Here is a 22596-nt window from a genome sequence, read left to right as displayed (position 1 = left end):
TTCCTTGGGTCGTAAGGACATGTCGTCAGGACATGGAGAGGTGCTCAGCCCTTGACGGCGCCGGCGGACATGCCGGTGACGAGGTGGCGCTGGGCGAACAGGAACACGAGGGCGGCGGGGACGGCGATGAGCACGGAGGCCGCGGCCATCGGGCCCCACTGGGCGCCGTACTGGTTGACGAACTTCTGCAGTCCGCCGGCGAGCGTGAGGTTCTCGTCGCCGACCATGAAGGCGGAGGCGTAGGCGACCTCGCCCCAGGCGGTGATGAAGGAGTAGAAGGCGGTGACGGCGATGCCCGGCTTGGCGAGCGGCAGGATGAGCCGCCAGAACGTGCCGAACGGGGTGAGGCCGTCGACGTAGCCGGACTCGTCGATCTCGCGCGGGATGGTGTCGAAGAAGCCCTTCATCATCCACGCGCAGAACGGGACGGCGATGGTCAGGTACGTGATGACCAGGCCGGCCGGCTGGTTGAGCAGGCCCATCGACGCCATGATGTTGTAGATCGGCACGATCAGGACGGCGACCGGGAACATCTGGGTGACGAGCAGCGTCCACATCAGGCCGCGCTTGCCGGGGAACCGGAAGCGGCTGACGGCGTAGCCCGTGGTGGCGGAGATGAACACGCCGACGACGGTGGTGAGGCCGGCGACGAGCAGCGAGTTGCCGAACCAGGTGAGGAACGGGGTGTCGTTCACCAGGTTCGTGTAGTTCTCGAGCGTCGTCTCCTTGAAGAAGTCCGTGGTGGTCGCGTACTTCGCCGGCTTCAGCGAGGTCAGCAGCACCCAGAGGACCGGGAAGACGGCGATCACGGACGCCACGATCAGCGTGACGTGCAGGCCGACCGAGGCGAGCGGCGAACGGCGGCCGCGGACCGGGGTGTTCATGACCTGGGGGGTGGGGGTCGTGGTGGTCACCAGACTTCTCCCTGCTTGCGGAGGACGCGCTGGTAGAACGCGGCGAAGACCATCAGGAGGACCAGGATGAGCACGCCCCACGTGGACGACTGCGCGAAGTCGCGCGGGCTGACCTCGAAGGAGAACTTGTAGGCCTGGGTGACGAGGATCTGGGTGGCCTCGCCGGGACCGCCCCGGGTGAGCAGGAAGATCACCGGGAACATGTTGAAGGTCCAGATGGTGCTCAGCAGGATCACGGTGGTGCTGACGGACCGCAGCCCCGGCAGGGTGATGTGCCGGAAGCGCTGCCAGGCGCTCGCGCCGTCCATCTCGGCGGCCTCGTACAGCTCGCCGGGTATGGACTGGAGTCCGCCGAGGAGGGCGACCATCATGAACGGGACGCCGAGCCAGACGTTGACCGCGATGACCGAGAACTTGGCCCAGGTCGGGTCGTTGAGCCACGGGACGGCGTCGATGCCGCCGCCCGCGAGGATCTGGTTGAGGATGCCGCGGCGCTCGTCGTACAGGAAGCGCCAGGCGAAGACGGAGACGAAGCCGGGGACGGCCCAGGGCAGGATCAGCAGCATCCGGTAGACGGAGCGGCCGGCGATCCTGCGGTTCAGGATGTTGGCGAGGCCGAGGCCGAGGCCGAAGGTCAGGGCCACGCAGGACACGGTCCAGACGATCGTCCAGCCGAGGGTCCCGAGGAACTGGCTCCCGGTGATCGCGTCCTTGTAGTTGTCCAGGCCGATGAACTCGTAGCTGGCCGGGATCTCGTTGACGCCGATCGACCGCGCGACGTTCCTCTCGTTCGCGTCGGTGAACGACAGGTAGATGCCGCGGACCAGCGGATAGCCGATGATCACGCCGATCACGATCACCACGGGGGCGACCATGGCCCAGGCGTACCAGTGGGTGGAGAGGGAGCGCTTCGCCGCGCGGCGCGGTGTACCAGTTCCGCGGCTCCGGCCGCGGGCGACACTGTCGCCCGCGGCCTTCGCCACCGACTGGCTGGGACTGTCCACAGCCATGAGCCGGCCTGCCTTCTTTCTTACTTCCAGTCCTTCAGGAGCTTGCGGTACGAGTCACCGATCGCCTTGGCGCCGGCCTCCGGGGTCGTCTGGCCGGTGAGGACCTTGGTGTACTCGACCTTGATCGGCTCGAAGAGGCTGCCGCCCTCCGGGATCCAGGGGCGCTCGACGGCCTTGTCGACGACCGGCTTGAAGAAGCTGATCATCTCGTTGGTCGCGACGTCCGGCTTGATGTAGACGGACTGACGGGTCGGGAGCAGGCTGAGCTCCTTGGAGATCCGCGTCTGGGTCTCGACCGAGGTCATGTACTCGGTGAAGGCGTACGAGGCCTCCAGGTTCTTGGAGCCCGCGTAGACCGCGAGGTTGTGGCCGCCCTGCGGGGCGCCCTGGCCGCCCGAGCCGGCCGGGACCGGGGCGATGCCCAGGTTCGCCTTGTCGGCGAACTCCTTGCCCGCGTAGGTGTCGGTGACGGCCCACGGGCCGTTGATCATCATGGCGACCTTGCCGTCCTTGAAGGACGCCTGCATGTTGTCCCAGCCGTTGGTGGCGTCGGTGATCGCCGCCTTCGAGTCGACCAGGTCCTTCACGGTCGCGAGCGCCTTGACGCCCTTGGCGTCGTCGATCGTGACGGTCTTGTTCTCGGCGTCGACCATGTCGCCGCCCTCGCCGTACAGGAAGGAGAGGAACCAGTACGGGTCGTCGCCGCGCAGGTACAGGCCGGTCTTGCCGGTCTTCTGCTTGATCTTGGCGGAGACGGACTTGAGCTCGTCGATGGTCTTGGGGACCTGGACGCCGGCGTCCTTGAAGATCTTCTTGTTGTAGAAGATGCCCATGGAGTCGATGACCTGCGGGACCGCGTAGGTCTTGCCGTTGAACTTCGTCGAGGCGGTGGCCTGCTTCAGGAAGTCGTCGGAGTCCTTGAGCGCGGCGGTGCCGTCCAGCGGGGCGAGGTAGCCGAGGCTGGCGAAGTCGGGGGTCCAGGCGACCTCGGAGCGGATGACGTCGGGCGCGCCGGAGCCGGACTGAGCGGCGTTCTTGAACTTGTTCTGCGCCTCGCCGAACGGCACGTTCACGTACTTGACGGTGACCTTGGGGTGCTTCTTGGTGAAGTCCTCGGCGACCTGCTTGAAGACCTTGTCCTCGGAGCCGACCGTGGAGGTGTCCCACCAGGTCACGGTGCCGGAGAGCTCGCCCGAGCCCTTCGAGCCGCCGTTGGAACCGCTGTCGCTTCCGCCGCACGCCGCCAGGGTCACGCCCAGGGCCGCGACCAGCGTGGTGGCCGCTATGCCACGCCGCATGTGAACTCCTTCAATGATCCCGGGGAGACGAGGGGCTGGAACCTTCCTCATGCGACCGCTCCCTCGCGGCGCTCCGGGTTGCCAGGAACGTAACAGGGATGAAAACGCGCCGAAAGACCTTGCGAGAACTTTCTGCAAGGACCGGCGATCGTTACATTCACGTGTCCCTAAGGTTGCCGGAGGGCCGCTTGACAGGGGCGGTCGGGCCCCTTTCGATCATGAATGCACCCGCAAGGCGAGCGCAAGGACTGCAAGACCTTGCAGAATGGCGGCATCGATCGGACCTCGGGGTAGCGGTGGGCAATACGCCCCGTGACCGGTACAGTCCATCCTCATGACCGCGCGGCTCTCCGACATCGCAGCCCAGGCGGGGGTCAGTGAGGCCACAGTCAGCCGCGTGCTCAACGGCAAGCCGGGCGTGGCAGCCGCCACCCGCGAGTCCGTCCTTGCCGCGCTCGACGTGCTCGGCTACGAGCGGCCCGTGCGTCTGCGGCAGCGCAGCGCGGGGCTCGTCGGCCTCATCACCCCCGAGCTGGACAACCCGATCTTCCCCGCCCTCGCCCAGGTCATCGGGCAGGCCCTGACCCGGCAGGGGTACACGCCGGTCCTCGCCACCCAGACCCCCGGCGGGTCCACCGAGGACGAACTCACCGACATGCTGGTGGAGCGCGGCGTCGCCGGCATCATCTTCGTGTCCGGTCTGCACGCCGACACCACCGCCGACATGACGCGCTACGACCAGCTGCGCGGCAAGGGCGTCCCGTACGTCCTCCTCAACGGCTTCTCCCCCAAGGTCCAGGCGCCGTTCGTCTCCCCCGACGACCGGGCGGCGATGAAGCTGGCCGTGACGCACCTGGCCGCGCTCGGGCACACCCGGATCGGCCTCGCCGTCGGGCCGAAGCGGTTCGTGCCGGTGCTGCGCAAGATCGAGGGGTTCCAGCAGGGCATGCAGGAGCGGTTCGGCCTCTCCCACGAGGAGTCCGAGGAGCTGATCCAGCACTCCCTCTACACCCTGGAGGGCGGTCAGGCCGCGGCCGGGGCGCTGATCTCCCGCGGCTGCACGGCCGTCGTCTGCGCGAGCGACATGATGGCGCTCGGCGCGATCCGGGCGGCCCGGCAGCAGGGGCTCGACGTCCCCCGGGACGTCTCGGTCGTCGGCTTCGACGACTCTCCGCTCATAGCGTTCACCGACCCGCCGCTGACCACCATCCGTCAGCCCGTGCAGGCGATGGGCCAGGCCGCGGTGCGCGCGCTCCTGGAGGAGGTGGGGGGCACCCCGGCCCCGCACTCCGAGTTCGTCTTCATGCCTGAGCTGGTGGTTCGCGGCTCGACCGCATCGGCTCCGGCGCCCGCGCGCACTCCTTCCTGAGGTGGAGCGGGTGCACCCGGAACCCGACCGAGGGATGATCGGTCGGGGGGACGGGATCTGGCAGACTCTCTCGCTATGGGTGAAACGACCGTGAAGAGCTTGGACAGCCGGACGACCCCGTCATCGTCACCCATCGCGGCCGACGAGGGACGGTTCCCGCGGCTGCGCGGGCGCGCGCCCCGGCGTCCCACGATCTGGTTCGAGGTCCTGCTCATCGCGGTGAGTTACTGGACGTACTCGCTGATCCGCAACGCGGTGCCGGAGCAGAAGGCCGAGGCGCTCAAGAACGCCGACTGGATCTGGAAGGCCGAGCAGTCCCTGGGCCTCGCCTTCGAGCACGCCGTCAACCATGCCGTGAACTCGGTGACATGGCTGATCGTCTCGATGAACTACTACTACGCGACGCTGCACTTCATCGTGACCATCGGTGTGCTCGTCTGGCTTTACCGATGGCATCCGGGCCGTTACGCGGCGTTCCGTACGGTCCTGTTCGCGACCACCGGTGTGGCACTGGTCGGTTACTACCTGTTCCCGCTCGCGCCGCCCCGGCTGATGAACGGCCAGAACTTCGTCGACACGGTGCTCGTCCACCACACCTGGGGCTCGATGGCCTCGGGCAACCTCAAGCACGTGTCGAACCAGTACGCGGCGATGCCGTCGATGCACATCGGCTGGTCGCTCTGGTGCGGACTGACCATCTTCCTGCTCGCCCGGGCGCCCTGGGCGAAGATCCTCGGCCTGCTCTACCCGGCGGCGACGCTCGTCGTCATCGTCTCCACCGCCAACCACTTCTGGCTGGACGCGGTCGGCGGCATGCTCTGCCTGTCCTTCGGCTTCGCCGTCTCCTACTTCTGGTACGGCTCCCGCCCGCACCGGCTGCCGAAGCTGGTGGAGCCGGTGGGCGTCGTCGAGCGGGGCGGTCCGGCCCCGGTGGCGAGGCCGGACCGCGAGCGGGACGAGGCGGAGCAGGTCGGCTCCGGCAAGTGACCCGGGCCGATCAGTAGGACTGCAGCTCGACGAGGCGCCCCTCGGGGTCGCGCAGATGCCCCGCCCGCAGACCGGGCCCCCACTCCGGGCGGTCCGTCGCGCCGAGCACGGGGGTGCCGCCGGCGTCCAGGCAGAGGGCGAGGGCCTTGTCCACGTCGTCCACCCGCAGGACGAGCATCGCGCCGTCCTGCGCCGGCTCCGGCCGGGCCGGCAGGTCCCCGGTGCCGAGGACGGAGGCCATCGCGGCGCGGTCGAAGAGCACCAGGACGGCCCGGCCGTCCGCCTCCCAGTTCGCGTACGGCCCGTCCGGGCCGCCCTTGTCGAGGTCCGCGCCGGTCAGCGCGGGCAGGACCGCCGCGTAGAACCGGAAGCAGTCGGCGAAGCGGGTGACGAGCAGTCGGGGGTACGGGGTGTGCACGGCGGGCTCCTCGGGTCGTCACGCGAGTCGATGGGCGAAGCGAGCTGATTAGTGGGTGCGGACCTACTATAGGCGGGGACCCACTATAGGTGCGCACCCTAGACTTCTCGCCATGTCCTCCGCGCGATCCACCCCGCCCGCCCTGCTCGGCCTCAGCACCTACCTGCTCTCCAGGATCGGCAAGACCGCCCGCGGCCGGCTCGCGGCCCGGCTCTCCGAGCGCGGCCTGCGGCTCTGGGACATGGCGGTCCTCGCCGCCCTCTCCGACTTCGGGCCGCACGCCCAGCGCGACCTCGTCGTCCGGCTCGACGTCGACCCCAGCGACATCACAAAAGTCGTGGACCAGCTGACCGCCGGCGGATACGTCGAGCGGGCCCGCGACCCCGAGGACCGCCGGCGGGTCCTCGTCTCCCTCGCCCCGGCCGGCCGCGAGCTGCTCACGGAGCTCGACGCCGAGGCCCGGTCCGTGCAGGACGAGCTGCTCGTCCCGCTGGCCCCGGAGGAGCGGGCCCTGCTCCAGGACCTGCTGCTCCGGGTGCACCGAGGACTCGTCTGAGCGCTACGCCCCGTAGAACAGCTCCTCGACGACCGCCCTGGCCCGGCGGGTGATGCGGCGGTAGTCGTCGACCATCTCGCCGACGTGCCCCGCCTCGTACCCCAGGTACCGGCCCACCGCGGCGAGCTCGCGCGGGTCCGAGGGGAAGGTGTCGCCGGGGCGGCCGCGGACCAGCATCACCGCGTTGCGCACACGGGTGGCGAGGACCCAGGCCTCGTCGAGGGTCTGCGCCTCCTCGGTCGGGATCAGGCCCGCCGCGTGGGCGGCGGCCAGGGCCTCGCGGGTACGGGTCGTCCGCAGGCCCGGCTCGACCCAGCCGTGCCGCATCTGGAGCAGCTGGACCGTCCACTCGACGTCGCTGAGGCCGCCGCGCCCGAGCTTGGCGTGGAGGGTCGGGTCGGCGCCGCGCGGCAGCCGCTCGGACTCCATCCGGGCCTTGAGGCGGCGGATCTCGCGGACCGCGTCCTCGCCGAGCCCCTCGGCCGGGTAGCGCAGCGGGTCGACGAGCTCGATGAACCGGTCGGCCAGCTCCTGGTCGCCCGCCATGGGTGCGGCGCGCAGCAGCGCCTGGCTCTCCCAGACGAGCGACCAGCGGCGGTAGTAGGCCCCGTACGACTTCAGGGTGCGCACGAGGGGGCCGCTCTTGCCCTCCGGACGCAGGTCCGCGTCGATCAGGAGCGGCGGGTCGGCCGTGGGCAGCTGGAGCAGCCGGCGCATCTCGGTGACCACCCGGTTCGCCGCCCGGCCCGCCTCCTGCTCGTCGACGCCCTCGCGGGGCTCGTGCACGAACAGGACGTCGGCGTCGGAGCCGTATCCCAGCTCGTGGCCGCCGAAGCGGCCCATGCCGATGACCGCGAACCGGGTCGGCAGCTCCTCGCCCCACTCGGCGCGCACGGCGGCCCGCAGGGCGCCGGCGATCGTCGCCGCGTTGAGGTCGGTGACGGCCTCCCCCACCCGGTCGACGAGGGCGCCCGGGTCCTGCTCGCGGGGGTTGTCCTCGGTGCCGTACGAGCCGATGAGGTCGGCCGCGGCGGTACGGAACAGCTCCCTGCGGCGGACCCCGCGGGCGGCCGCGACCGCGTGCTCGGCGTCGTCCGCGCGGCCCACCGCGGCGAGGACCTCCTGCTCCAGGTGGTCCCGGCCGCGCGGCTTCAGGCCTTCCGGGTCGCCGAGGATCGCGACGGCCTCGGGGGCGCGGAGCAGCAGGTCGGGGGCGAGGCGTCCGGCGGACAGGACCCGGGCGAGGTTCTCGGCGGCGGCGCCCTCGTCGCGGAGCAGCCGCAGGTACCAGGGGGTCTTGCCGAGGGCGTCGGAGACCTTGCGGAAGCCGAGGAGTCCGGCGTCCGGGTCGGCCGAGTCGGCGAACCAGCCGAGCAGCACCGGGAGCAGGGTCCGCTGGATGGCGGCCTTCCGGCTCACCCCGGAGGCCAGGGCCTCCAGGTGGCGCAGGGCGGCGGCGGGGTCCGCGTACCCGAGCGCTTCGAGGCGCTGTCCCGCGGCCTTCGGGCTGAGCCGGATCTCGCCGGGGGCGAGCTGGGCGACGGCGTCGAGCAGCGGCCGGTAGAAGAGCTTCTCGTGCAGCCGGCGGACGACGGCGGCGTGCCGCTTCCACTCCTTGTTGAGCTCGGCGACCGGGTCGGTGCGCAGTCCGAGGGAGCGGCCGAGGCGGCGCAGGTCGCTCTCGTCCTCGGGGACGAGGTGGGTGCGGCGCAGCCGGTAGAGCTGGATGCGGTGCTCCATGGCGCGCAGGAAGCGGTACGCCTCGTCGAGCTGGGAGGCGTCGGCGCGGCCGACGTAGCCGCCGGCGGCGAGGGCGGCGAGCGCGTCGAGGGTGGTGCCGCTGTGCAGGGTGGCATCGCTGCGGCCGTGCACGAGCTGGAGGAGCTGGACGGCGAACTCGACGTCCCTGAGGCCGCCGGGGCCGAGCTTGAGCTCGCGCTCGACCTGGGCGGCGGGGATGTTGTCGACGACGCGGCGGCGCATCTTCTGCACGTCGGGGACGAAGTTCTCGCGCTCGGCGGCCTGCCAGACGAGCGGGGAGACGGCGTCGATGTACTGGGCGCCGAGCTCGGGGTCGCCGGCGACCGCGCGTGCCTTGAGCAGCGCCTGGAACTCCCAGGTCTTGGCCCACCGCTGGTAGTAGGCGAGGTGGGAGGAGAGGGTGCGGACGAGGGGGCCGTTGCGGCCTTCGGGGCGCAGATTGGCGTCGACCGGCCAGATGGTGCCCTCGACGGTGGTCTCGGAGCAGATCCGCATCAGGTGGGAGGCGAGCCGGGTCGCGGCCTGGATCGCCTTGGCCTCGCCCCCTTCCCGGTCGCCGACCTCTTGGGTGGGCTCCCCGACGAAGATGACGTCCACGTCGGAGACGTAGTTCAGTTCGTGGCCGCCGCACTTGCCCATCGCGATGACCGCGAGCCGGCACATGGCGGCGTCGGCGGGTTCGGCCGAACGGGCGATGGCGAGCGCGGCGCGCAGCGTCGCCGTCGCCAGGTCGGCGAGTTCGGCGGCGGCCTGGGCGACGTCGGTGGTGCCGCACACGTCGCGGGCCGCTATGGCGAGGAGGCAGCGGCGGTAGGCGACCCGCAGCGAGACCGGGTCGGTGGCCTCGGCGAGCCCCTGCTCGAACTCGGCGACGCCCGGGTGCAGGTCGGCCGCCTCGTACGTGACGAGGGACTCCCAGTCGCGGGGATGCCGGGCGAGGTGGTCGGCGAGCGCCTCGGAGGCGCCGAGGACCCCGAGGAGCCGGTCCCGGAAGGGCTTCGCGGAGAGCAGCGTGGTGGTGAGGGTCTGCCGCTCGGTCTCGGCCTGCGCCTCGACGAGCCGGACCAGGCCGCGCAGGGCGAGGTCGGGGTCGGCGGTGGCGCCGAGGGCGTCGAGGAGGACGGGGTCGTCGCGCAGCGCGGACAGTTCGGGCAGGTCGAGGAGGCGCTCGGCCCCCGAGGGGTCGGTGAACCCGTGCCGCAGCAGACGTGAGAACGTGCTGCTCCTGCGTCCCGGCACCGTCATTCCGCCGCTCCCTCCGAGCAGGTCCGAACCCGGGGGCGAACCCCCGGACATCGAGCCTATCCGGCGCGGGGGGCGCGAGTGTCCAGGCCGGTGGTTCGCGGCGGATCACGCGTGGCGTCCCTCGCGTCCTGCGGGGGATCGGCCGTGACGTCCCGCGCGTCCGGCGGGGGATCACACGTGACCGTCCCGCACGTCCGGCGGTGGATCGGACCTGACATCCCGTACGTCCCGGGGTGGATCACACGTGATGTCCCGCACATCATTCGCTTTTCAGACTGAATGAACCGTATTCCTTGAAAGTTCGTCTTGCCTTCCGCGGGACGGTCCCGCCCCTTCGGCCTCTCGTGAAAGCACGCCACCGACACATGCCCATGCGCCGGCTCCGCCCCCGCCCCGCCCTCCCGTCCCGCCGCAAGGCCGCCGCGACGGTGGTGACGGCCGCCCTGGTGGGCGGCGCGTTCGTCGGGATCCTCTCGCTGACGGGGACGCCGCACGCGCCCTCGGTCCGGGCGGCGGAGGGCACGGGGGCCCCGGAGCACGCGCGCGCGAAGGCCCTGCCGGCCGACGCGCACGGGAAGTCGGGAAAGCCCGGACGGCCCGTCAGGGGCGTCCGTCCGCCGGTGTCCGTGGTGCAGGTCGTCGCCCATCCGGACGACGACCTGTTCTTCATGAACCCGGACGTGTCCCAGTCCCTCCGCTCCGGAAACCCCCTCACCGGCGTCTACCTGACCGCGGGCGAGTCCGACGGGGTCAACGCGCGCCCGCGCGACGCCAAGGCCGCCGCGCCCGACAAGGCGGGCTACGCCGAGGCCCGGCAGAACGGCATAAGGGCCGCGTACGCCGAGATGGCGACGGGCAGCAGGACCAGCCCCTGGGACCGGTCCGCGATACCCACGAAGGGCGGCGGCTGGGCCGAGCTGGACACCCTGCGCGCCCGGCCGCAGATCAGGCTGGTGTGGCTGCAGCTGCGCGAGGCCGGCTCCGTCAACGGCGACCGCCCGTACAGCCTGCACGGCCTGTGGAACGGCCGGATCACCGTGCTCGCCTCGCAGCGCGCCGCCGGCACGCCGGTCCCGACCGACTTCGCGTACACGAAGGAGCAGGTCGTCGCCACGCTGACCGGGATCCTCGAGCGCTTCCGGCCGACCTTCGTCCGGATGCAGGACCCGAGCCCCGGCACGTACCCGAAGACAGGGAGGGTCCGCGACCACCAGGACCACCTGTACGGGGCGCGGTTCGTGCAGAGCGCGCTGGCCCGGTACGCCGAGCTGCCCGGGCACCCGCACGTCGGCGTGCAGAACTACCTCGGCTACCCGACGAGCGTCCTGCCGCACACCCTCGACCCCGAGACGGCCGACGCGAAGCTGCGGACCGTGAAGACGTACGCCTGGCTGGACGGGGTCCACGACTGCGGCACCGACGCGGGCTGCGGCGACCTGAAGGTGGCCGCGCGGCCCGGCGGGCGCGGCTGGACGCAGACCGTCCGGTACGCCCGGGGCACCTCCACCTCGTGGGTGCAGCGCGACCGGGACGGCGGACTGCACGCCTTCTCCGTCCTCGACGGGCGCCTCGCGGCCTGGCGGAAGCCGGCGGACGCCGTGGCCTGGCGGGGCCCGGAGCTGCTGCCCGGCGGCGGGCTCGACAGCGGGGTCACCTCGGTGACCCTGCCGGACGGCCGGATATCCGTCTTCGGGACCCGTACGACGCTCGGCGGGTCCGCGGCCGACTACCGGCGCGAGGTGGTCACCACCGTCCAGGACGAGCCGGGCGGCGGCTTCGGCCCCTGGCTCTCGCTCGGCACGCCCGAGCGGGACGACGCCTCGGGGACCTCGGACATCAGCGCGCCGGCCGTGACCGTGGCCCCCGACGGCCTGGCCACGGTGGTCCTGCGCGACAGCCGCCACCGGCTGACGGCCCGTGAGCAGCAGACGGACGGCGAATGGGGCCCGTGGCAGTCCCTGGGCGGCACGGACGTGTACGGCGACCCGGTGGCGGCGACGGACGCGGAGGGCCGCGGGTACGTGTTCGCCAGCACCCCGAAGACCGTCCTCGCCTGGGCCGCGCAGAGCCCCGGCGAGCCGCCGGCGGGGCCCGCGGCGACCGGGCTGCCGCCGACGACCCTCGCGCTGAGCGCGAGCGCCGCTCCGGACGGGGAGGGCGTACGGCTCTGGTTCCGCAAACCGGCCTCCGGCGACCTGCGCAGCGTCGACTTCTCCGGTACGGGCCCGGTGTCGCCGGTCACGGAGCTGCCCGGCACCGGCGTCGCGGGCTACGGCCCGGTGAGCGGCGGCGACGGCCTGGTCGCGGTCCGCTCCCGCACGGGCTTCCTGGCGACGGCCCCGCACGGCCGCTCCGGGGCGCGCCCGGTGTGGACGCTGGAGAAGTTCCTCTTCTCGGGTGCCCCGGACGCCGGCACCGACGGGGTGGCGGCCATAGGCCTGGACGCCCGCCTCCACTGGACCCCGGCGGGCCGCTGACGGCGGTTCGGGGTGCGGGAGCCCGGCGGGTGCGGGAGCGTGGGCGCCATGGACTGGACCCTGGAAGTCGTTCCCGTGCCCGTCACCGATCTCGACCGGTCGAAGGAGTTCTACGGCGAGCGGTGCGGGTTCCGCATCGATCTGGATGACGAGGTGTCGCCCGGCACCCGGATCATCCAGGCCACCCCGCCGGGCTCGCGCTGTTCGATCGCGATGATGAGCGGCATGCCGCCGATGCCCGGCACCGGGAAGACGAGTCCGGGCGGGCTGCACGGCCTTCAGCTGTGCGTCACGGACATCGAGGCGGCGCGGGCGGAGCTGGTGGGCCGGGGCGTCGACGTCTCGCCGGTGCGGCACGTCGGCGCGAGCGGCTGGGAGGACGGCAAGGGCGGCACCTGGAACTCGTTCATGACCTTCCAGGACCCGGACGGCAACGGCTGGGTCGTGCAGGAGGCCCCGTCGGAGCTGTCGGAGCGCTGAGGCCGGCCACCCTCTCCGCCGTCCAGTGCCCGGCGGCTCCGGGGCAGGACGCCAGATACGCGGCGACGTCGGCGTGCGGCCAGGCCCCGGTGCCGGCGAGCCCGGCCGCCAGGTGCCGGAGGTAGGCGGCGGAGGGTGCCCGGAGCCCGCCGTCGTCCGGCATCGGCCAGGGCGCGGTGAACGTCACCACCGGGATCCCGTCGAGGAGCCCGGGGCACACGAGGGTCTCGTACCGTCCGGCCCCGAGGGCGCTGCGGCCGGTGGCGAGGGCCTCGGTCAGATCGAGGTCGGCGCCGGGCTCCCGGTACATCTCCTGGGCGGCGATGTCCGAGAACTGCCCGACCGTCAGCAGGTGCGCGACGCTCCAGGCGGTGCCGTCCGCCGCCGGGTCGTAGAAGGCGAGGCCTCCGCCCCAGACGGGTGATTCGGCCGCGAAGTACACCCGGCCGGGCAGCACGACCGGCACGGACCGCTCCGGCGGCCGCCGGTCCCGGCACCCGGGGAACTCCCGCGCCCCGTCGGGCGGGCGCCCGCCGTCGAGGTAGTACCGCAGCCGCTCGGCGTGCGTGTTGGACCCGTAGGCGGCGTACCAGACGCGGGGCGCGGTCTCCGGCATGAGGCCCGACGCTAGCGCGGGTGGAGCCGTACGGGCGCTAGAAACCCCGGTAGAAGTGGCGGAGCTGCTCGTCCTCGGCGACGCACGCCATTCCGGCGGCCTCCATCACGCGGTGGGAGGCCGGGTTGTCCAGGTCGGCGTCCCCCTTCACCCCGGTGACGCCGGCCGTCCTGGCCACTTCGAGGATCGCCCGCAGCGCCTCGGAGGCGTAGCCGTTCCCCCGGACCCCCGGCACGAGCCCGTAGCCGATGGTCGCGACGCCGAGCTCGTCCGGCGGCCCGTGGAAGCCGATGCCGCCGACGGCGACGCCGTCGAGACGTATCTCGTAGTTCCGGAACGCCCCCGGGTCACCGCGCTCGGCGAGCCCGCGCAGGAACCCGGTGGCGGCCCGGACGTCCCCGTCCCCGGGGTAGTCCGCTCCCCAGCGGTCGCCGCCCCCGGACTCCCGGGCGACGATGCGCTCGGCCTCGTCCCGGCTCAACGGATGCAGCACGAGCCGCGCGGTGGCGACGGATTCGATCTTCACCGCGGCAGTCTGAACCGCCCGCCGGGACCCCGGCAACCGGGTTTCCGGCCGGGCGCTATCCGCGTGCCGCCCAGCGCCTCAGCCGCACCGTGTCGGCCCGCTTGCGCGACCGCGTCCCTTCCCTCTCCTCCGTTGTCTCCACGAAGACCGTGACCGGCGTCCACCGGCGTCTCCCCCGGGCGTGGTCCAGCGGACGGCCGGGAAGTCGGTGACGCCGGTGACGGCCGCCCTCGGTATCACCCGCGTCCGTACGAACCCGCGGACCACGAGTCGTTCGGCCTCGCACCGGACCCCCGCGCGGTACCCCCGCACGGCGAGGATCCCGCACGCCAGGACGGCGGCCAGTGCCACCGCCCACTCCCCGGCGGTCCCGGCCTCCGCCCCGTACACGAGGAAGCCGGCACCCGGCACGAGACCGGGCAGCGTGTTGGCCGCCCGGTTGACGGACGTGGGCATGAGCTCCGTGACCGGGGCCCGCCGGTGAGCGTCCCCCGTCACAGCACCGGCAGGTTCTTCCGCAGCTCGAAGGCGGTGACCTCGGAGCGGTACTCCTCCCACTCCTGCTTCTTGTTGCGGAGGAAGAAGTCGAAGACGTGCTCGCCCAGCGTCTCCGCGACCAGTTCGCTCTTCTCCATCAGGGCGATCGCCTCTCCCAGGTTCTGCGGGAGCGGCTCGATGCCCATCGCGCGGCGCTCCGCGTCGGAGAGCGCCCAGACGTCGTCGTCGGCGCCGGCCGGGAGTTCGTAGCCCTCCTCGATGCCCTTGAGGCCGGCGGCGAGGAGGACCGCGTAGGTCAGGTACGGGTTGGCGCCCGAGTCGATGGAGCGGACCTCGACGCGCGACGAGCCCGTCTTGCCCGGCTTGTACATGGGGACGCGGATGAGCGCGGAGCGGTTGTTGTGGCCCCAGCAGATGTACGAGGGGGCCTCGCCGCCCGAGCCGGCCGTGCGGGAGGAGCCGCCCCAGATGCGCTTGTACGAGTTGACCCACTGGTTGGTGACGGCGGAGGTCTCGCCCGCGTGTCGCAGCAGGCCCGCGATGAAGGAGCGGCCGACCTTCGACAGCTGGTACTCGGCGCCCGACTCGTAGAAGGCGTTCCGGTCGCCCTCGAAGAGCGAGAGGTGGGTGTGCATGCCCGAGCCGGGGTAGTCCGAGAACGGCTTCGGCATGAACGTGGCCTGCACGCCCTGCTCCAGGGCCACCTGCTTCATGACCAGGCGGAAGGTCATGATGTTGTCCGCGGTGGACAGTGCGTCGGCGTAGCGGAGGTCGATCTCCTGCTGGCCGGGCGCGCCCTCGTGGTGGGAGAACTCCACCGAGATGCCCATCGATTCGAGCATGGTGATGGCCTGGCGGCGGAAGTCCATGCCGACGTTCTGCGGGGTGTGGTCGAAGTAGCCCGAGTTGTCGGCGGGGGTCGGCCGGGTGCCGTCGAGCGGCTTGTCCTTCAGGAGGAAGAACTCGATCTCGGGGTGGGTGTAGAAGGTGAAGCCGAGGTCGGAGGTCTTGGCCAGGGCCCGCTTGAGGACGTAGCGCGGGTCGGCGAAGGACGGCGAGCCGTCCGGCATGAGGATGTCGCAGAACATCCGGGCCGTCCCCGGGGCCTCGGCGCGCCACGGCAGGATCTGGAAGGTGCCCGGGTCCGGCTTGGCGATCATGTCGGACTCGTACACGCGGGCGAAGCCCTCGATCGCGGAGCCGTCGAAGCCGATGCCCTCGTCGAAGGCCTGCTCCAGCTCGGCGGGGGCCACGGCCACCGACTTCAGGAAGCCGAGCACGTCGGTGAACCACAGACGTACGAAGCGGATGTCGCGCTCTTCGAGCGTCCGGAGCACGAATTCCTGCTGCTTGTCCATTTCCACACCCATCCTCGCTGGTCAGGCCGCCTGCTCCCACCGCCTCCGGTACATCGGGGGGCACCTGAGCATCCCACCACATGGTTTCGCGCACGTTGCACACCCATACTGCCTGCTCGGGTGTGACTCAGGTAACGGGGGAGCGGCCGCATCGGGGTGGTTGTTCGCCCGTCCGGCTCCGGTCTTCCGGTACCGGGTGGTACCCCGTTCGGCCCACGGAGGCCTCTCGCCCACTACGATCTGCGCCCATGGGGGCCCCACGGCTCGTACGCCCGTCCCGACACGCGCGTCCCATGGCACTGGCGAGTGCCGTGGCGACGCTCCTCGCCGCGCTCTTCCTCTGCCTGGGGACCGCGCAGGGGCCGGAGCACAGGGGCGCCCACCACCAGGAGGGTCCGAGAGCCGCGGGTGTCACCGGTGAGTACACCTGCCCGTACGACCGGGGCGGCTGCTCCCTCTTCCCCTCGCTCTCCCCCGCGGTGCTCAGCGCGCCCCCGCCCGATTCCCCGCTCCACGCGGCGGGCGGGCCGCCGCGTCTCGCGCCGTCCTCCGGTGACGGGCCGGCGCTCCGCCCGGACGCCCGGCCGCGCGCGCCGGACCTGCACGTCCTTCAAGTTCTCCGGACATAGCGGCGGCGGGCGCCCCGCCCCGAGGCGGACCCCGCCCCCGCATGTCCACCCCCGAACTCCACCCCACTCCTGAAGAAGGACGACCTCACCATGACCTCGCGCACCTCCGCCACCGCCGACCGCCGCGCCCGAATAGAGGAGATGCGCCGCGCCGAGCAGGCCCGCGAGCGCCGCAACCGCTTCCTCACCATCGGCATCTCCACCGTCGTCGTGCTGGGCCTCGTCGGCTTCGGCACGTTCGTGCTGATGAAGCAGTCCGAGGAGCAGGACAAGAAGGACTCCGCCGCCAAGGCCCCGATCGCGGCCGAGAAGAGCTGGGACCCGAAGAAGCTGGGCCGCAACCACGTCCAGACGGCCGTCAAGTACGACATGAAGCCGCCGGTCGGCGGCGACCACAACCCGGTCTGGATGAACTGCGACGGCGTGGTCTACGACAAGAAGATCGCCGACGTGAACGCCGTGCACTCCCTGGAGCACGGGGCCGTCTGGGTGACGTACAACAAGCAGGCCTCCCAGGCCGACGTGAAGAAGCTCGCCGACAAGGTCGGCAAGACCAAGTACTCGCTGATGAGCCCCATGGACGACCAGGCCGGGGCGATCATGCTGTCCGCCTGGGGCAAGCAGGTGACCGTGGACAACGCGGACGACCCGCGCGTCGACGCCTTCTTCACGAAGTACGTCCAGGGTCCGCAGACCCCGGAGCCGGGCGCGGCCTGCACGGGCGGCCTCGACGCCAGCGGTCAGGGCGGTGCGGGGATGGGCCGGTGAAGCTGAACCGTACGCAGGGGGCGGCGGTCACGGCCGTCGTCCTGGCGCTGCTCTTCGCCGGGGGCGCGGTCACCGTCGCCTCCGCGGACCGCGACGAGGCCCCGGCCACCCCGGTCTCCTCGTCCGCGGACGCCGGCTTCGCCCGGGACATGGCCGTCCACCACCAGCAGGCCGTCGAGATGTCGTTCATCGTCCGGGACCGGACGAAGGACGAGGAGGTCCGCCGGCTCGCGTACGACATCGCCAACACGCAGGCCAACCAGCGGGGCATGATGCTCGGCTGGCTGGACCTGTGGGGGCTGCCGAAGAACGTGTCCGGGGTCGAGCCGATGGCCTGGATGGGCATGGGCGACATGGGTGACATGGGCCCGATGGACGGGGCCCTGATGCCGGGCATGGCGACCAACGAGCAGCTGGACGAGCTGCGCCGGGCCAGTGGCCGGGACGCCGAGGTCCTGTACCTGAAGCTCATGACCGCGCACCACAAGGGCGGGGTCCACATGGCCCAGGGCTGTGTGGAGAAGTGCTCCGTGGACATCGAGCGGAACCTCGCGCAGGGCATGGTCGACGCGCAGACGTCCGAGATCGCGCTGATGGCGGACATGCTGAAGAAGCGCGGGGCCTGACGCCCCCGTCCGTGACCGGCCCCGGCCCCCGTGACCCGCTGCGGTCGCGGGGGCCGGGCCGTCCGCCGACAATGGGTGGGCTCGGGGATTCGTACGACACGTTCGACGAAAGGTACGCACCCCATGACCACGGCGAAGGACATCATGCATTCCGGGGCCCAGTGGATCCCGGCACACGAGACGCTCGACCGTGCCGCGCAGATGATGCGCGACCTGAACGTGGGCGCACTGCCCATCGCCGACCAGAACGAACGCCTGACCGGCATCATCACGGACCGTGACATCGTCGTCGGCTGTGTGGCCATGGGCCACGACCCGTCGAAGATCACCTGCGGCGAGATGGCGAAGGGCACCCCGCGCTGGATCGAGTCGGACGCGGACGTGGGCGCCGTCCTGGAGGAGATGCAGAGCCACCAGATCCGGCGGCTGCCGGTCATCGAGAACAAGCGGCTCGTCGGCATGATCAGCGAGGCCGACCTGGCACAGCACCTCACGGACGATCAGCTCAAGGCGTTCTGCGAGAGCGTCTACGCGGCGTCCTGACTCCTTTCCCCACCGCACGACCCTGTGGCCCGGCGGCCCCGCAGTGGGCCGCCGGGCCCTCGTGCGTCAGGGCGTGGCCGTGGGTTCCCGGTGGTCGGGGTGGACCCAGCTGGGCTTGCGGTACTTGAGGAGCGCGGCCGGGATCGCGACGCCGAGGAGCAGCAGGCCGCCGCCGACGATCAGGAGGTAGCGCCAGAGCGGCTGGCCGTCGAACTGGTCGGGCGGGACGAAGCCGATGACGAGGGCGGCGACGGAGGCGACGAAGCCGACGACGGCGACCCAGGTGACGGCGGGGACGCGGAAGCCGCGCTCCACCTCGGGCTGGGTGCGGCGGAGCCTGACGACGGCGACGAACATCAGCAGGTACGCGATCAGGTAGATCTGCACGGTGATGACGGAGAACATCCAGTACGAGCTGGAGACGCTGTCGCTGAAGGCGTAGAGGACGCCGATCAGGGTGGTGACGACGCCCTGGGCGACCATGATGCTCGTCGGGGAGCCGGCCTTGTTGAACTTCTGGAAGGCGGGCGGGAGGTAGCCCTCCTGCCGGGAGAGCAGGACGAGGCCCTTGGCGGGTCCGGAGAGCCAGGTGAGCATGCCGCCTAGGGCGGCGCAGACCAGCATGACGCCGACGACCCTGGTCATCCAGCCGATGGAGAAGTGCTCGAAGAAGGCCTCGAAGGCCTGCATGAGGCCGGCGGTGAGGCTGAGCTGGTCGGACGGCATGACCCAGGCGATGGCGAGGGCCGGAAGGATGAAGATCAGCAGGACGAGGCCGGTCGCCAGGAACATCGACCTCGGGTACTCGCGCTTGGGCTCGCGCAGCGAGGAGACGTGGACGCCGTTCATCTCCATGCCCGCGTAGGACAGGAAGTTGTTGACGATGAGGACCAGGCTCGCGAGGCCGGTCCAGGGCGGGAGCCAGTGGCCGGCGCCCATGGGCTGGGCGGAGGGGTTGCCCTGGCCGAGGAAGACCAGGCCGAGGACGACGAGCAGCACGCCGGGGACGAGGGTGCCGACGATGAGGCCGAAGGAGGAGAGTCCGGCGATGGCCTTGGTGCCGCGCGAGGAGATCCAGACGCCGGACCAGTAGACGGTGACGATGACGATCGCGACGTAGAGGCCGTTCTCGGCGAGCGAGGGGTCGATGACGTACGCGAAGGTCGAGGCGACGTAGGCGAGCAGGCTCGGGTAGTACGCGATGGTCATGGCGAACTGGCACCAGACGGCGAGGAAGCCGAGGGGCTTGCCGAGGGCCTCGCTCACCCAGCGGTAGATGCCGCCGGACCAGCCGGAGGCGAGTTCGGCTCCGACGAGGGCGGTGGGGAGGAGGAAGACGATGGCGGGGAGGAGGTAGAGGAAGATCGCGGCCAGTCCGTAGATGGCCATGGTCGGCGCGGGGCGCAGGGAGGCGACGGACGCCGTGGTCATGAAGGCGAGCGTCAGCCACGAGATGAACTGCCTCTTGGTCCCGTCGTCCTGCGCGACCGCCGTGCCGGTCGCGGCGGGCCGTTCCGACTCTGCCGGTTCGTCAGTGGTCGTCATGGGGTCATGATCGGCGGGGCGTGGCGGGCCCGCATGTCGGCGAGGCGTGACGCGTGCCCCGTATCCCAGGACATAGCGTCGGTCTGACGATTACACTGGGCGGGTGCCTCAACTACGCCTCGCCCTGAATCAGATCGACTCGACCGTCGGAGACATCGCCGGGAACGCCGAGGCGATCGTGCACTGGACCCGGCACGCCGCCGGGCAGGGCGCGCATCTCGTCGCGTTCCCCGAGATGGCGCTGACCGGATATCCCGTCGAGGACCTCGCGCTGCGCTCCTCCTTCGTCGAGGCGTCCCGGACGGCCCTGTACGGGCTCGCCCGGCGCCTCGCGGACGAGGGGTTCGGGGAGCTGCCGGTCGTCGTCGGCTACCTCGACCGCTCCGATCGGGCCGAGCCGCGACTCGGTCGGCCGGCCGGATCGCCGGAGAACGCCGCCGCCGTGCTGTACGGCGGCGAGGTGGTGCTGCGCTTCGCCAAGCACCACCTGCCGAACTACGGCGTCTTCGACGAGTACCGCTACTTCGTGCAGGGCGACACCCTCCCGGTCGTCCGCGTCCACGGCGTCGACGTGGCCCTGGCGATCTGCGAGGACCTGTGGCAGGAGGGCGGCAGGGTCCCGGCGACGCGCAGCGCCGGGGCGGGCCTGCTGCTCTCGGTCAACGCCTCGCCGTACGAGCGGAACAAGGACGACACCCGGCTCGAACTGGTCCGCAAGCGGGCCCAGGAGGCCGGATGCGTCACCGCGTACCTGGCGATGACGGGCGGTCAGGACGAGCTGGTCTTCGACGGCGACTCGATCGTCGTGGACGCGGCCGGCGAAGTGATCGCGCGCGCCCCGCAGTTCGTGGAGGGCAGCGTGATCCTCGACCTGGAGCTGCCGGCGGCCTCGGCGGACGCGCCCGAGGGCCTGGTCGACGACGGGCTGCGGATCGACCGGGTGGTGCTGTCGGAGGAGCCGCTGCCCGCGTACGAGCCGGAGCTCACGGGCGGTTACGCGCACCGGCTCGACGACGACGAGGAGATCTACTCGGCGCTCGTGATCGGCCTGCGGGCGTACGTCGCGAAGAACGGTTTCCGCTCGGTACTGGTCGGGCTCTCCGGCGGCATCGACTCGGCGCTCGTCGCCGCGATCGCCTGCGACGCGCTCGGCGCGGACCAGGTGTACGGGGTGTCGATGCCCTCGAAGTACTCCTCCGACCACTCGCGCGGCGACGCCGCCGAACTGGCCCGCCGCACCGGGCTGCACTTCCGCACCGTGTCGATCGAGCCGATGTTCGACGCGTACATGGGTGCGCTCGGGCTCACCGGCCTCGCCGAGGAGAACCTCCAGTCGCGGCTGCGCGGCACGATGCTGATGGCGCTCTCCAACCAGGAGGGGCACATCGTCCTCGCTCCCGGCAACAAGTCGGAGCTCGCGGTGGGCTATTCGACGTTGTACGGCGACTCCGTCGGCGCGTTCGGGCCCATCAAGGACGTCTACAAGTCGACCGTGTTCCGGCTCGCCCGCTGGCGCAACCGGGCGGCCGAGGAACGCGGCCAGACCCCGCCGATCCCCGAGGCCTCGATCACCAAGCCGCCCAGTGCCGAGCTGCGCCCGGGCCAGGTCGACACGGACTCGCTGCCGGACTACGACGTCCTCGACGCGGTCCTCGCACTGTACGTGGACCAGGACCAGGGCCGGGACGCCATCGTGGCGGCCGGGTTCGACGAGGAGCTCGTGACCCGGACGCTGCGGATGGTGGACACGGCGGAGTACAAGCGGCGCCAGTACCCGCCGGGCACCAAGATCTCCGCGAAGGGCTTCGGCAAGGACCGGCGGCTGCCGATCACGAACCGCTGGCGGGAGGCGCCGGCCGGCTGACCGCCGGGAAGGTCAGAGCTTCACCCGGGCGGCGAGCGGCAGATGGTCGCTCGCCGTCTGCGGCAGCGCCCAGGAGGACATCGGCTCCACGCCCTTGACCATGATCTGGTCGATGCGGGCCATCGGGAACGAGGCCGGCCAGCTGAAGCCGAAGCCGTCGCCCGCCGCGCCCTGGGTGGAGCGCAGCTGCGAGGTGACGGCGTTCAGGGCGCGGTCGTTCATGGTGCCGTTGAGGTCGCCGAGAAGGACGATCCGCTCGTGCCGGTCCTTGGAGATGGCCTCGCCGAGCGCGTTGGCGCTGGTGTCGCGCTGGTTGGCGGTGAAGCCTGCGTTCAGCTTGACCCGTACGGACGGCAGGTGGGCGACGTACACCGCCACCTCGCCCTTCGGGGTGACGACCGAGGCGCGCATGGCGCGGGTCCAGCCCAGGCGGATGTCGACGGGCTGCGCGGCGCGCAGCGGCAGCTTGCTCCAGAGCCCGACGGTGCCCTGGACGGAGTGGTACGGGTAGGCCTCGGCGAGGCCCTTCTCGTAGACCGGGACCATGTCGCCCTTCAGCTCCTCCAGGGCGAGCACGTCGGCGCCGGAGGCGGCGAGCGCACGGGCCGTGCCCTCGGGGTCGGCGTTCTCGGCGTTCACGTTGTGCGTGGCGACGGTCAGGTCGCCGCCGGGGGCCGACTTGTCGGCGACGAGACCGCCGAAGAGGTTGAGCCACACCAGGGCCGGCAGCAGCAGGGCGATCAGCGCGGTGGCGGACCGGCGCACCAGGGCGAGCACCAGGAGCAGCGGCACGAACAGGCCGAGCCAGGGCAGGAAGGTCTCGGTGAGGCTGCCCAGGTTGCCGATCCGGTTGGGGATGTCGGAGTGGAACACCATGAGCAGCGTCAGCGCGACGGCGGTGACCGCGAGGAGGATGCCCCGGCGCCAGATCCCCCGGTCGTGGCGGAGCCCGTCGAGCGCGGTCCGGAACCGGGACCGGGGGCGCCCGCTCCCCGCGCCGCCGTTCTCGGTCTCCGTCATGTCCACCCGCGCCATCGCACTGTCCTCACTGCCTTGCTGCCGTGCCGTCCCGCTCCGTGACCCCGACGTCGACACTAGGCGATGACGG

At 71.5% G+C, this 22596-nt stretch carries 20 protein-coding genes; 10 read left to right on the top strand and 10 right to left on the bottom strand.

Going from position 1 to position 22596, the window contains the following annotated elements; all coding sequences use genetic code 11:
- Positions 1–44 precede the first annotated feature (44 nt).
- Genes ACFYX3_RS05780 through ACFYX3_RS05770 form a run of 3 tightly spaced genes read right to left on the bottom strand, consistent with a single transcriptional unit; the run spans position 45 to position 3222 of the window.
- Positions 45–884 carry a sugar ABC transporter permease gene (locus tag ACFYX3_RS05780; protein WP_389009436.1) on the bottom strand — a complete coding sequence of 280 codons (840 nt, stop codon included), beginning with the start codon at positions 882–884 and terminating at the stop codon, positions 45–47.
- Between the two features lie 26 nt (positions 885–910).
- Positions 911–1924, bottom strand: coding sequence for a carbohydrate ABC transporter permease (locus ACFYX3_RS05775; RefSeq protein ID WP_389008505.1), 1014 nt, complete (start codon positions 1922–1924; stop codon positions 911–913).
- A 20-nt stretch (positions 1925–1944) separates the two neighbouring features.
- Positions 1945–3222 (bottom strand): extracellular solute-binding protein, encoded by a 1278-nt coding sequence (locus tag ACFYX3_RS05770; protein ID WP_389008502.1) that lies wholly within the window; start codon positions 3220–3222, stop codon positions 1945–1947.
- 334 nt (positions 3223–3556) lie between these two features.
- On the opposite strand from ACFYX3_RS05770, the gene ACFYX3_RS05765 reads away from it, so the two are divergent.
- Both ACFYX3_RS05765 and ACFYX3_RS05760 read left to right on the top strand, forming a co-directional pair.
- Positions 3557–4591 carry a LacI family DNA-binding transcriptional regulator gene (locus ACFYX3_RS05765; RefSeq protein WP_376590220.1) on the top strand — a complete coding sequence of 345 codons (1035 nt, stop codon included), beginning with the start codon at positions 3557–3559 and terminating at the stop codon, positions 4589–4591.
- A 75-nt stretch (positions 4592–4666) separates the two neighbouring features.
- Positions 4667–5578, top strand: a complete 912-nt coding sequence (locus ACFYX3_RS05760; RefSeq protein WP_389008498.1) for a phosphatase PAP2 family protein — start codon at positions 4667–4669, stop codon at positions 5576–5578.
- A 10-nt stretch (positions 5579–5588) separates the two neighbouring features.
- Here the strand turns inward: ACFYX3_RS05760 and ACFYX3_RS05755 are convergent, their stop codons facing one another.
- Positions 5589–5996 (bottom strand): VOC family protein, encoded by a 408-nt coding sequence (locus ACFYX3_RS05755; protein ID WP_389008495.1) that lies wholly within the window; start codon positions 5994–5996, stop codon positions 5589–5591.
- A 112-nt stretch (positions 5997–6108) separates the two neighbouring features.
- On the opposite strand from ACFYX3_RS05755, the gene ACFYX3_RS05750 reads away from it, so the two are divergent.
- Positions 6109–6552 carry a MarR family winged helix-turn-helix transcriptional regulator gene (locus ACFYX3_RS05750; RefSeq protein ID WP_389008492.1) on the top strand — a complete coding sequence of 148 codons (444 nt, stop codon included), beginning with the start codon at positions 6109–6111 and terminating at the stop codon, positions 6550–6552.
- A gap of 3 nt (positions 6553–6555) precedes the next feature.
- Here the strand turns inward: ACFYX3_RS05750 and ACFYX3_RS05745 are convergent, their stop codons facing one another.
- On the bottom strand, positions 6556–9558 hold the full coding sequence (locus tag ACFYX3_RS05745) for a bifunctional [glutamine synthetase] adenylyltransferase/[glutamine synthetase]-adenylyl-L-tyrosine phosphorylase (protein ID WP_389008489.1): 3003 nt from the start codon (positions 9556–9558) through the stop codon (positions 6556–6558).
- A gap of 365 nt (positions 9559–9923) precedes the next feature.
- On the opposite strand from ACFYX3_RS05745, the gene ACFYX3_RS05740 reads away from it, so the two are divergent.
- A complete protein-coding gene (locus ACFYX3_RS05740) occupies positions 9924–12035 on the top strand; it encodes a PIG-L family deacetylase (protein WP_389008486.1) in 2112 nt (703 codons plus the stop codon).
- Positions 12036–12083: 48 nt separating this feature from the next.
- Entirely contained in the window at positions 12084–12515 is a 432-nt protein-coding gene (locus ACFYX3_RS05735; RefSeq protein WP_382661166.1) for a VOC family protein, read from the top strand.
- Here the strand turns inward: ACFYX3_RS05735 and ACFYX3_RS05730 are convergent.
- From ACFYX3_RS05730 to ACFYX3_RS05720, 3 genes are all read right to left on the bottom strand, one after another.
- Positions 12442–13131 (bottom strand): histone deacetylase, encoded by a 690-nt coding sequence (locus tag ACFYX3_RS05730; protein ID WP_389008482.1) that lies wholly within the window; start codon positions 13129–13131, stop codon positions 12442–12444. The two genes, ACFYX3_RS05735 and ACFYX3_RS05730, sit on opposite strands and share 74 nt — an antisense overlap.
- Positions 13132–13168: 37 nt before the next feature.
- Positions 13169–13657: a GNAT family N-acetyltransferase gene (locus ACFYX3_RS05725; protein ID WP_389008479.1), complete on the bottom strand. Its 489-nt coding sequence runs from the start codon at positions 13655–13657 to the stop codon at positions 13169–13171.
- 494 nt (positions 13658–14151) lie between these two features.
- Positions 14152–15513, bottom strand: coding sequence for a glutamine synthetase family protein (locus ACFYX3_RS05720; RefSeq protein ID WP_041128921.1), 1362 nt, complete (start codon positions 15511–15513; stop codon positions 14152–14154).
- 293 nt (positions 15514–15806) lie between these two features.
- Between ACFYX3_RS05720 and ACFYX3_RS05715 the strand changes: the two genes are divergently transcribed.
- The 4 genes from ACFYX3_RS05715 (at position 15807) to ACFYX3_RS05700 (ending at position 18079) form a co-directional block, all read left to right on the top strand.
- Positions 15807–16142 (top strand): hypothetical protein, encoded by a 336-nt coding sequence (locus ACFYX3_RS05715; protein WP_389008475.1) that lies wholly within the window; start codon positions 15807–15809, stop codon positions 16140–16142.
- 90 nt (positions 16143–16232) lie between these two features.
- A complete protein-coding gene (locus ACFYX3_RS05710; protein WP_389008472.1) occupies positions 16233–16910 on the top strand; it encodes a DUF3105 domain-containing protein in 678 nt (225 codons plus the stop codon).
- Entirely contained in the window at positions 16907–17536 is a 630-nt protein-coding gene (locus tag ACFYX3_RS05705; protein WP_389008469.1) for a DUF305 domain-containing protein, read from the top strand. The genes ACFYX3_RS05710 and ACFYX3_RS05705 overlap by 4 nt, the downstream gene beginning before the upstream one ends.
- Positions 17537–17659: 123 nt before the next feature.
- The gene (locus tag ACFYX3_RS05700; RefSeq protein ID WP_382661174.1) at positions 17660–18079 is read left to right on the top strand and encodes a CBS domain-containing protein; all 420 of its coding nucleotides are present in this window, start codon (positions 17660–17662) and stop codon (positions 18077–18079) included.
- Positions 18080–18145: 66 nt separating this feature from the next.
- On the opposite strand, the gene ACFYX3_RS05695 is transcribed toward ACFYX3_RS05700, so the two are convergent.
- Positions 18146–19624 (bottom strand): APC family permease, encoded by a 1479-nt coding sequence (locus tag ACFYX3_RS05695; RefSeq protein ID WP_389008466.1) that lies wholly within the window; start codon positions 19622–19624, stop codon positions 18146–18148.
- A 103-nt stretch (positions 19625–19727) separates the two neighbouring features.
- Here ACFYX3_RS05695 and ACFYX3_RS05690 point away from each other — a divergent pair, with 103 nt between their 5' ends.
- Positions 19728–21488, top strand: a complete 1761-nt coding sequence (locus ACFYX3_RS05690; protein ID WP_389008463.1) for an NAD+ synthase — start codon at positions 19728–19730, stop codon at positions 21486–21488.
- 12 nt (positions 21489–21500) lie between these two features.
- On the opposite strand, the gene ACFYX3_RS05685 is transcribed toward ACFYX3_RS05690, so the two are convergent.
- The gene (locus ACFYX3_RS05685; RefSeq protein WP_382661176.1) at positions 21501–22523 is read right to left on the bottom strand and encodes an endonuclease/exonuclease/phosphatase family protein; all 1023 of its coding nucleotides are present in this window, start codon (positions 22521–22523) and stop codon (positions 21501–21503) included.
- Positions 22524–22596: the final 73 nt, after the last annotated feature.

This window comes from Streptomyces sp. NPDC002463 (assembly GCF_042889835.1).
Classification (GTDB): domain Bacteria; phylum Actinomycetota; class Actinomycetes; order Streptomycetales; family Streptomycetaceae; genus Streptomyces; species Streptomyces nymphaeiformis.
This window is presented reverse-complemented; position numbering and strand designations above follow the sequence as displayed.

Bases quoted from the DNA above. Each gene is read 5' to 3' on its own strand.
- ACFYX3_RS05700 (WP_382661174.1), top strand. From the start codon at position 17,660: ATGACCACGGCGAAGGACATCATGCATTCCGGGGCCCAGTGGATCCCG.
- ACFYX3_RS05730 (WP_389008482.1), bottom strand. From the start codon at position 13,131: ATGCCGGAGACCGCGCCCCGCGTCTGGTACGCCGCCTACGGGTCCAAC.
- ACFYX3_RS05775 (WP_389008505.1), bottom strand. From the start codon at position 1,924: ATGGCTGTGGACAGTCCCAGCCAGTCGGTGGCGAAGGCCGCGGGCGAC.
- ACFYX3_RS05720 (WP_041128921.1), bottom strand. From the start codon at position 15,513: ATGGACAAGCAGCAGGAATTCGTGCTCCGGACGCTCGAAGAGCGCGAC.
- ACFYX3_RS05695 (WP_389008466.1), bottom strand. From the start codon at position 19,624: ATGACGACCACTGACGAACCGGCAGAGTCGGAACGGCCCGCCGCGACC.
- ACFYX3_RS05710 (WP_389008472.1), top strand. From the start codon at position 16,233: ATGACCTCGCGCACCTCCGCCACCGCCGACCGCCGCGCCCGAATAGAG.
- ACFYX3_RS05685 (WP_382661176.1), bottom strand. From the start codon at position 22,523: ATGGCGCGGGTGGACATGACGGAGACCGAGAACGGCGGCGCGGGGAGC.
- ACFYX3_RS05760 (WP_389008498.1), top strand. From the start codon at position 4,667: ATGGGTGAAACGACCGTGAAGAGCTTGGACAGCCGGACGACCCCGTCA.
- ACFYX3_RS05735 (WP_382661166.1), top strand. From the start codon at position 12,084: ATGGACTGGACCCTGGAAGTCGTTCCCGTGCCCGTCACCGATCTCGAC.
- ACFYX3_RS05740 (WP_389008486.1), top strand. From the start codon at position 9,924: ATGCCCATGCGCCGGCTCCGCCCCCGCCCCGCCCTCCCGTCCCGCCGC.
- ACFYX3_RS05745 (WP_389008489.1), bottom strand. From the start codon at position 9,558: ATGACGGTGCCGGGACGCAGGAGCAGCACGTTCTCACGTCTGCTGCGG.
- ACFYX3_RS05765 (WP_376590220.1), top strand. From the start codon at position 3,557: ATGACCGCGCGGCTCTCCGACATCGCAGCCCAGGCGGGGGTCAGTGAG.
- ACFYX3_RS05780 (WP_389009436.1), bottom strand. From the start codon at position 884: ATGAACACCCCGGTCCGCGGCCGCCGTTCGCCGCTCGCCTCGGTCGGC.
- ACFYX3_RS05715 (WP_389008475.1), top strand. From the start codon at position 15,807: ATGGCACTGGCGAGTGCCGTGGCGACGCTCCTCGCCGCGCTCTTCCTC.
- ACFYX3_RS05750 (WP_389008492.1), top strand. From the start codon at position 6,109: ATGTCCTCCGCGCGATCCACCCCGCCCGCCCTGCTCGGCCTCAGCACC.
- ACFYX3_RS05770 (WP_389008502.1), bottom strand. From the start codon at position 3,222: ATGCGGCGTGGCATAGCGGCCACCACGCTGGTCGCGGCCCTGGGCGTG.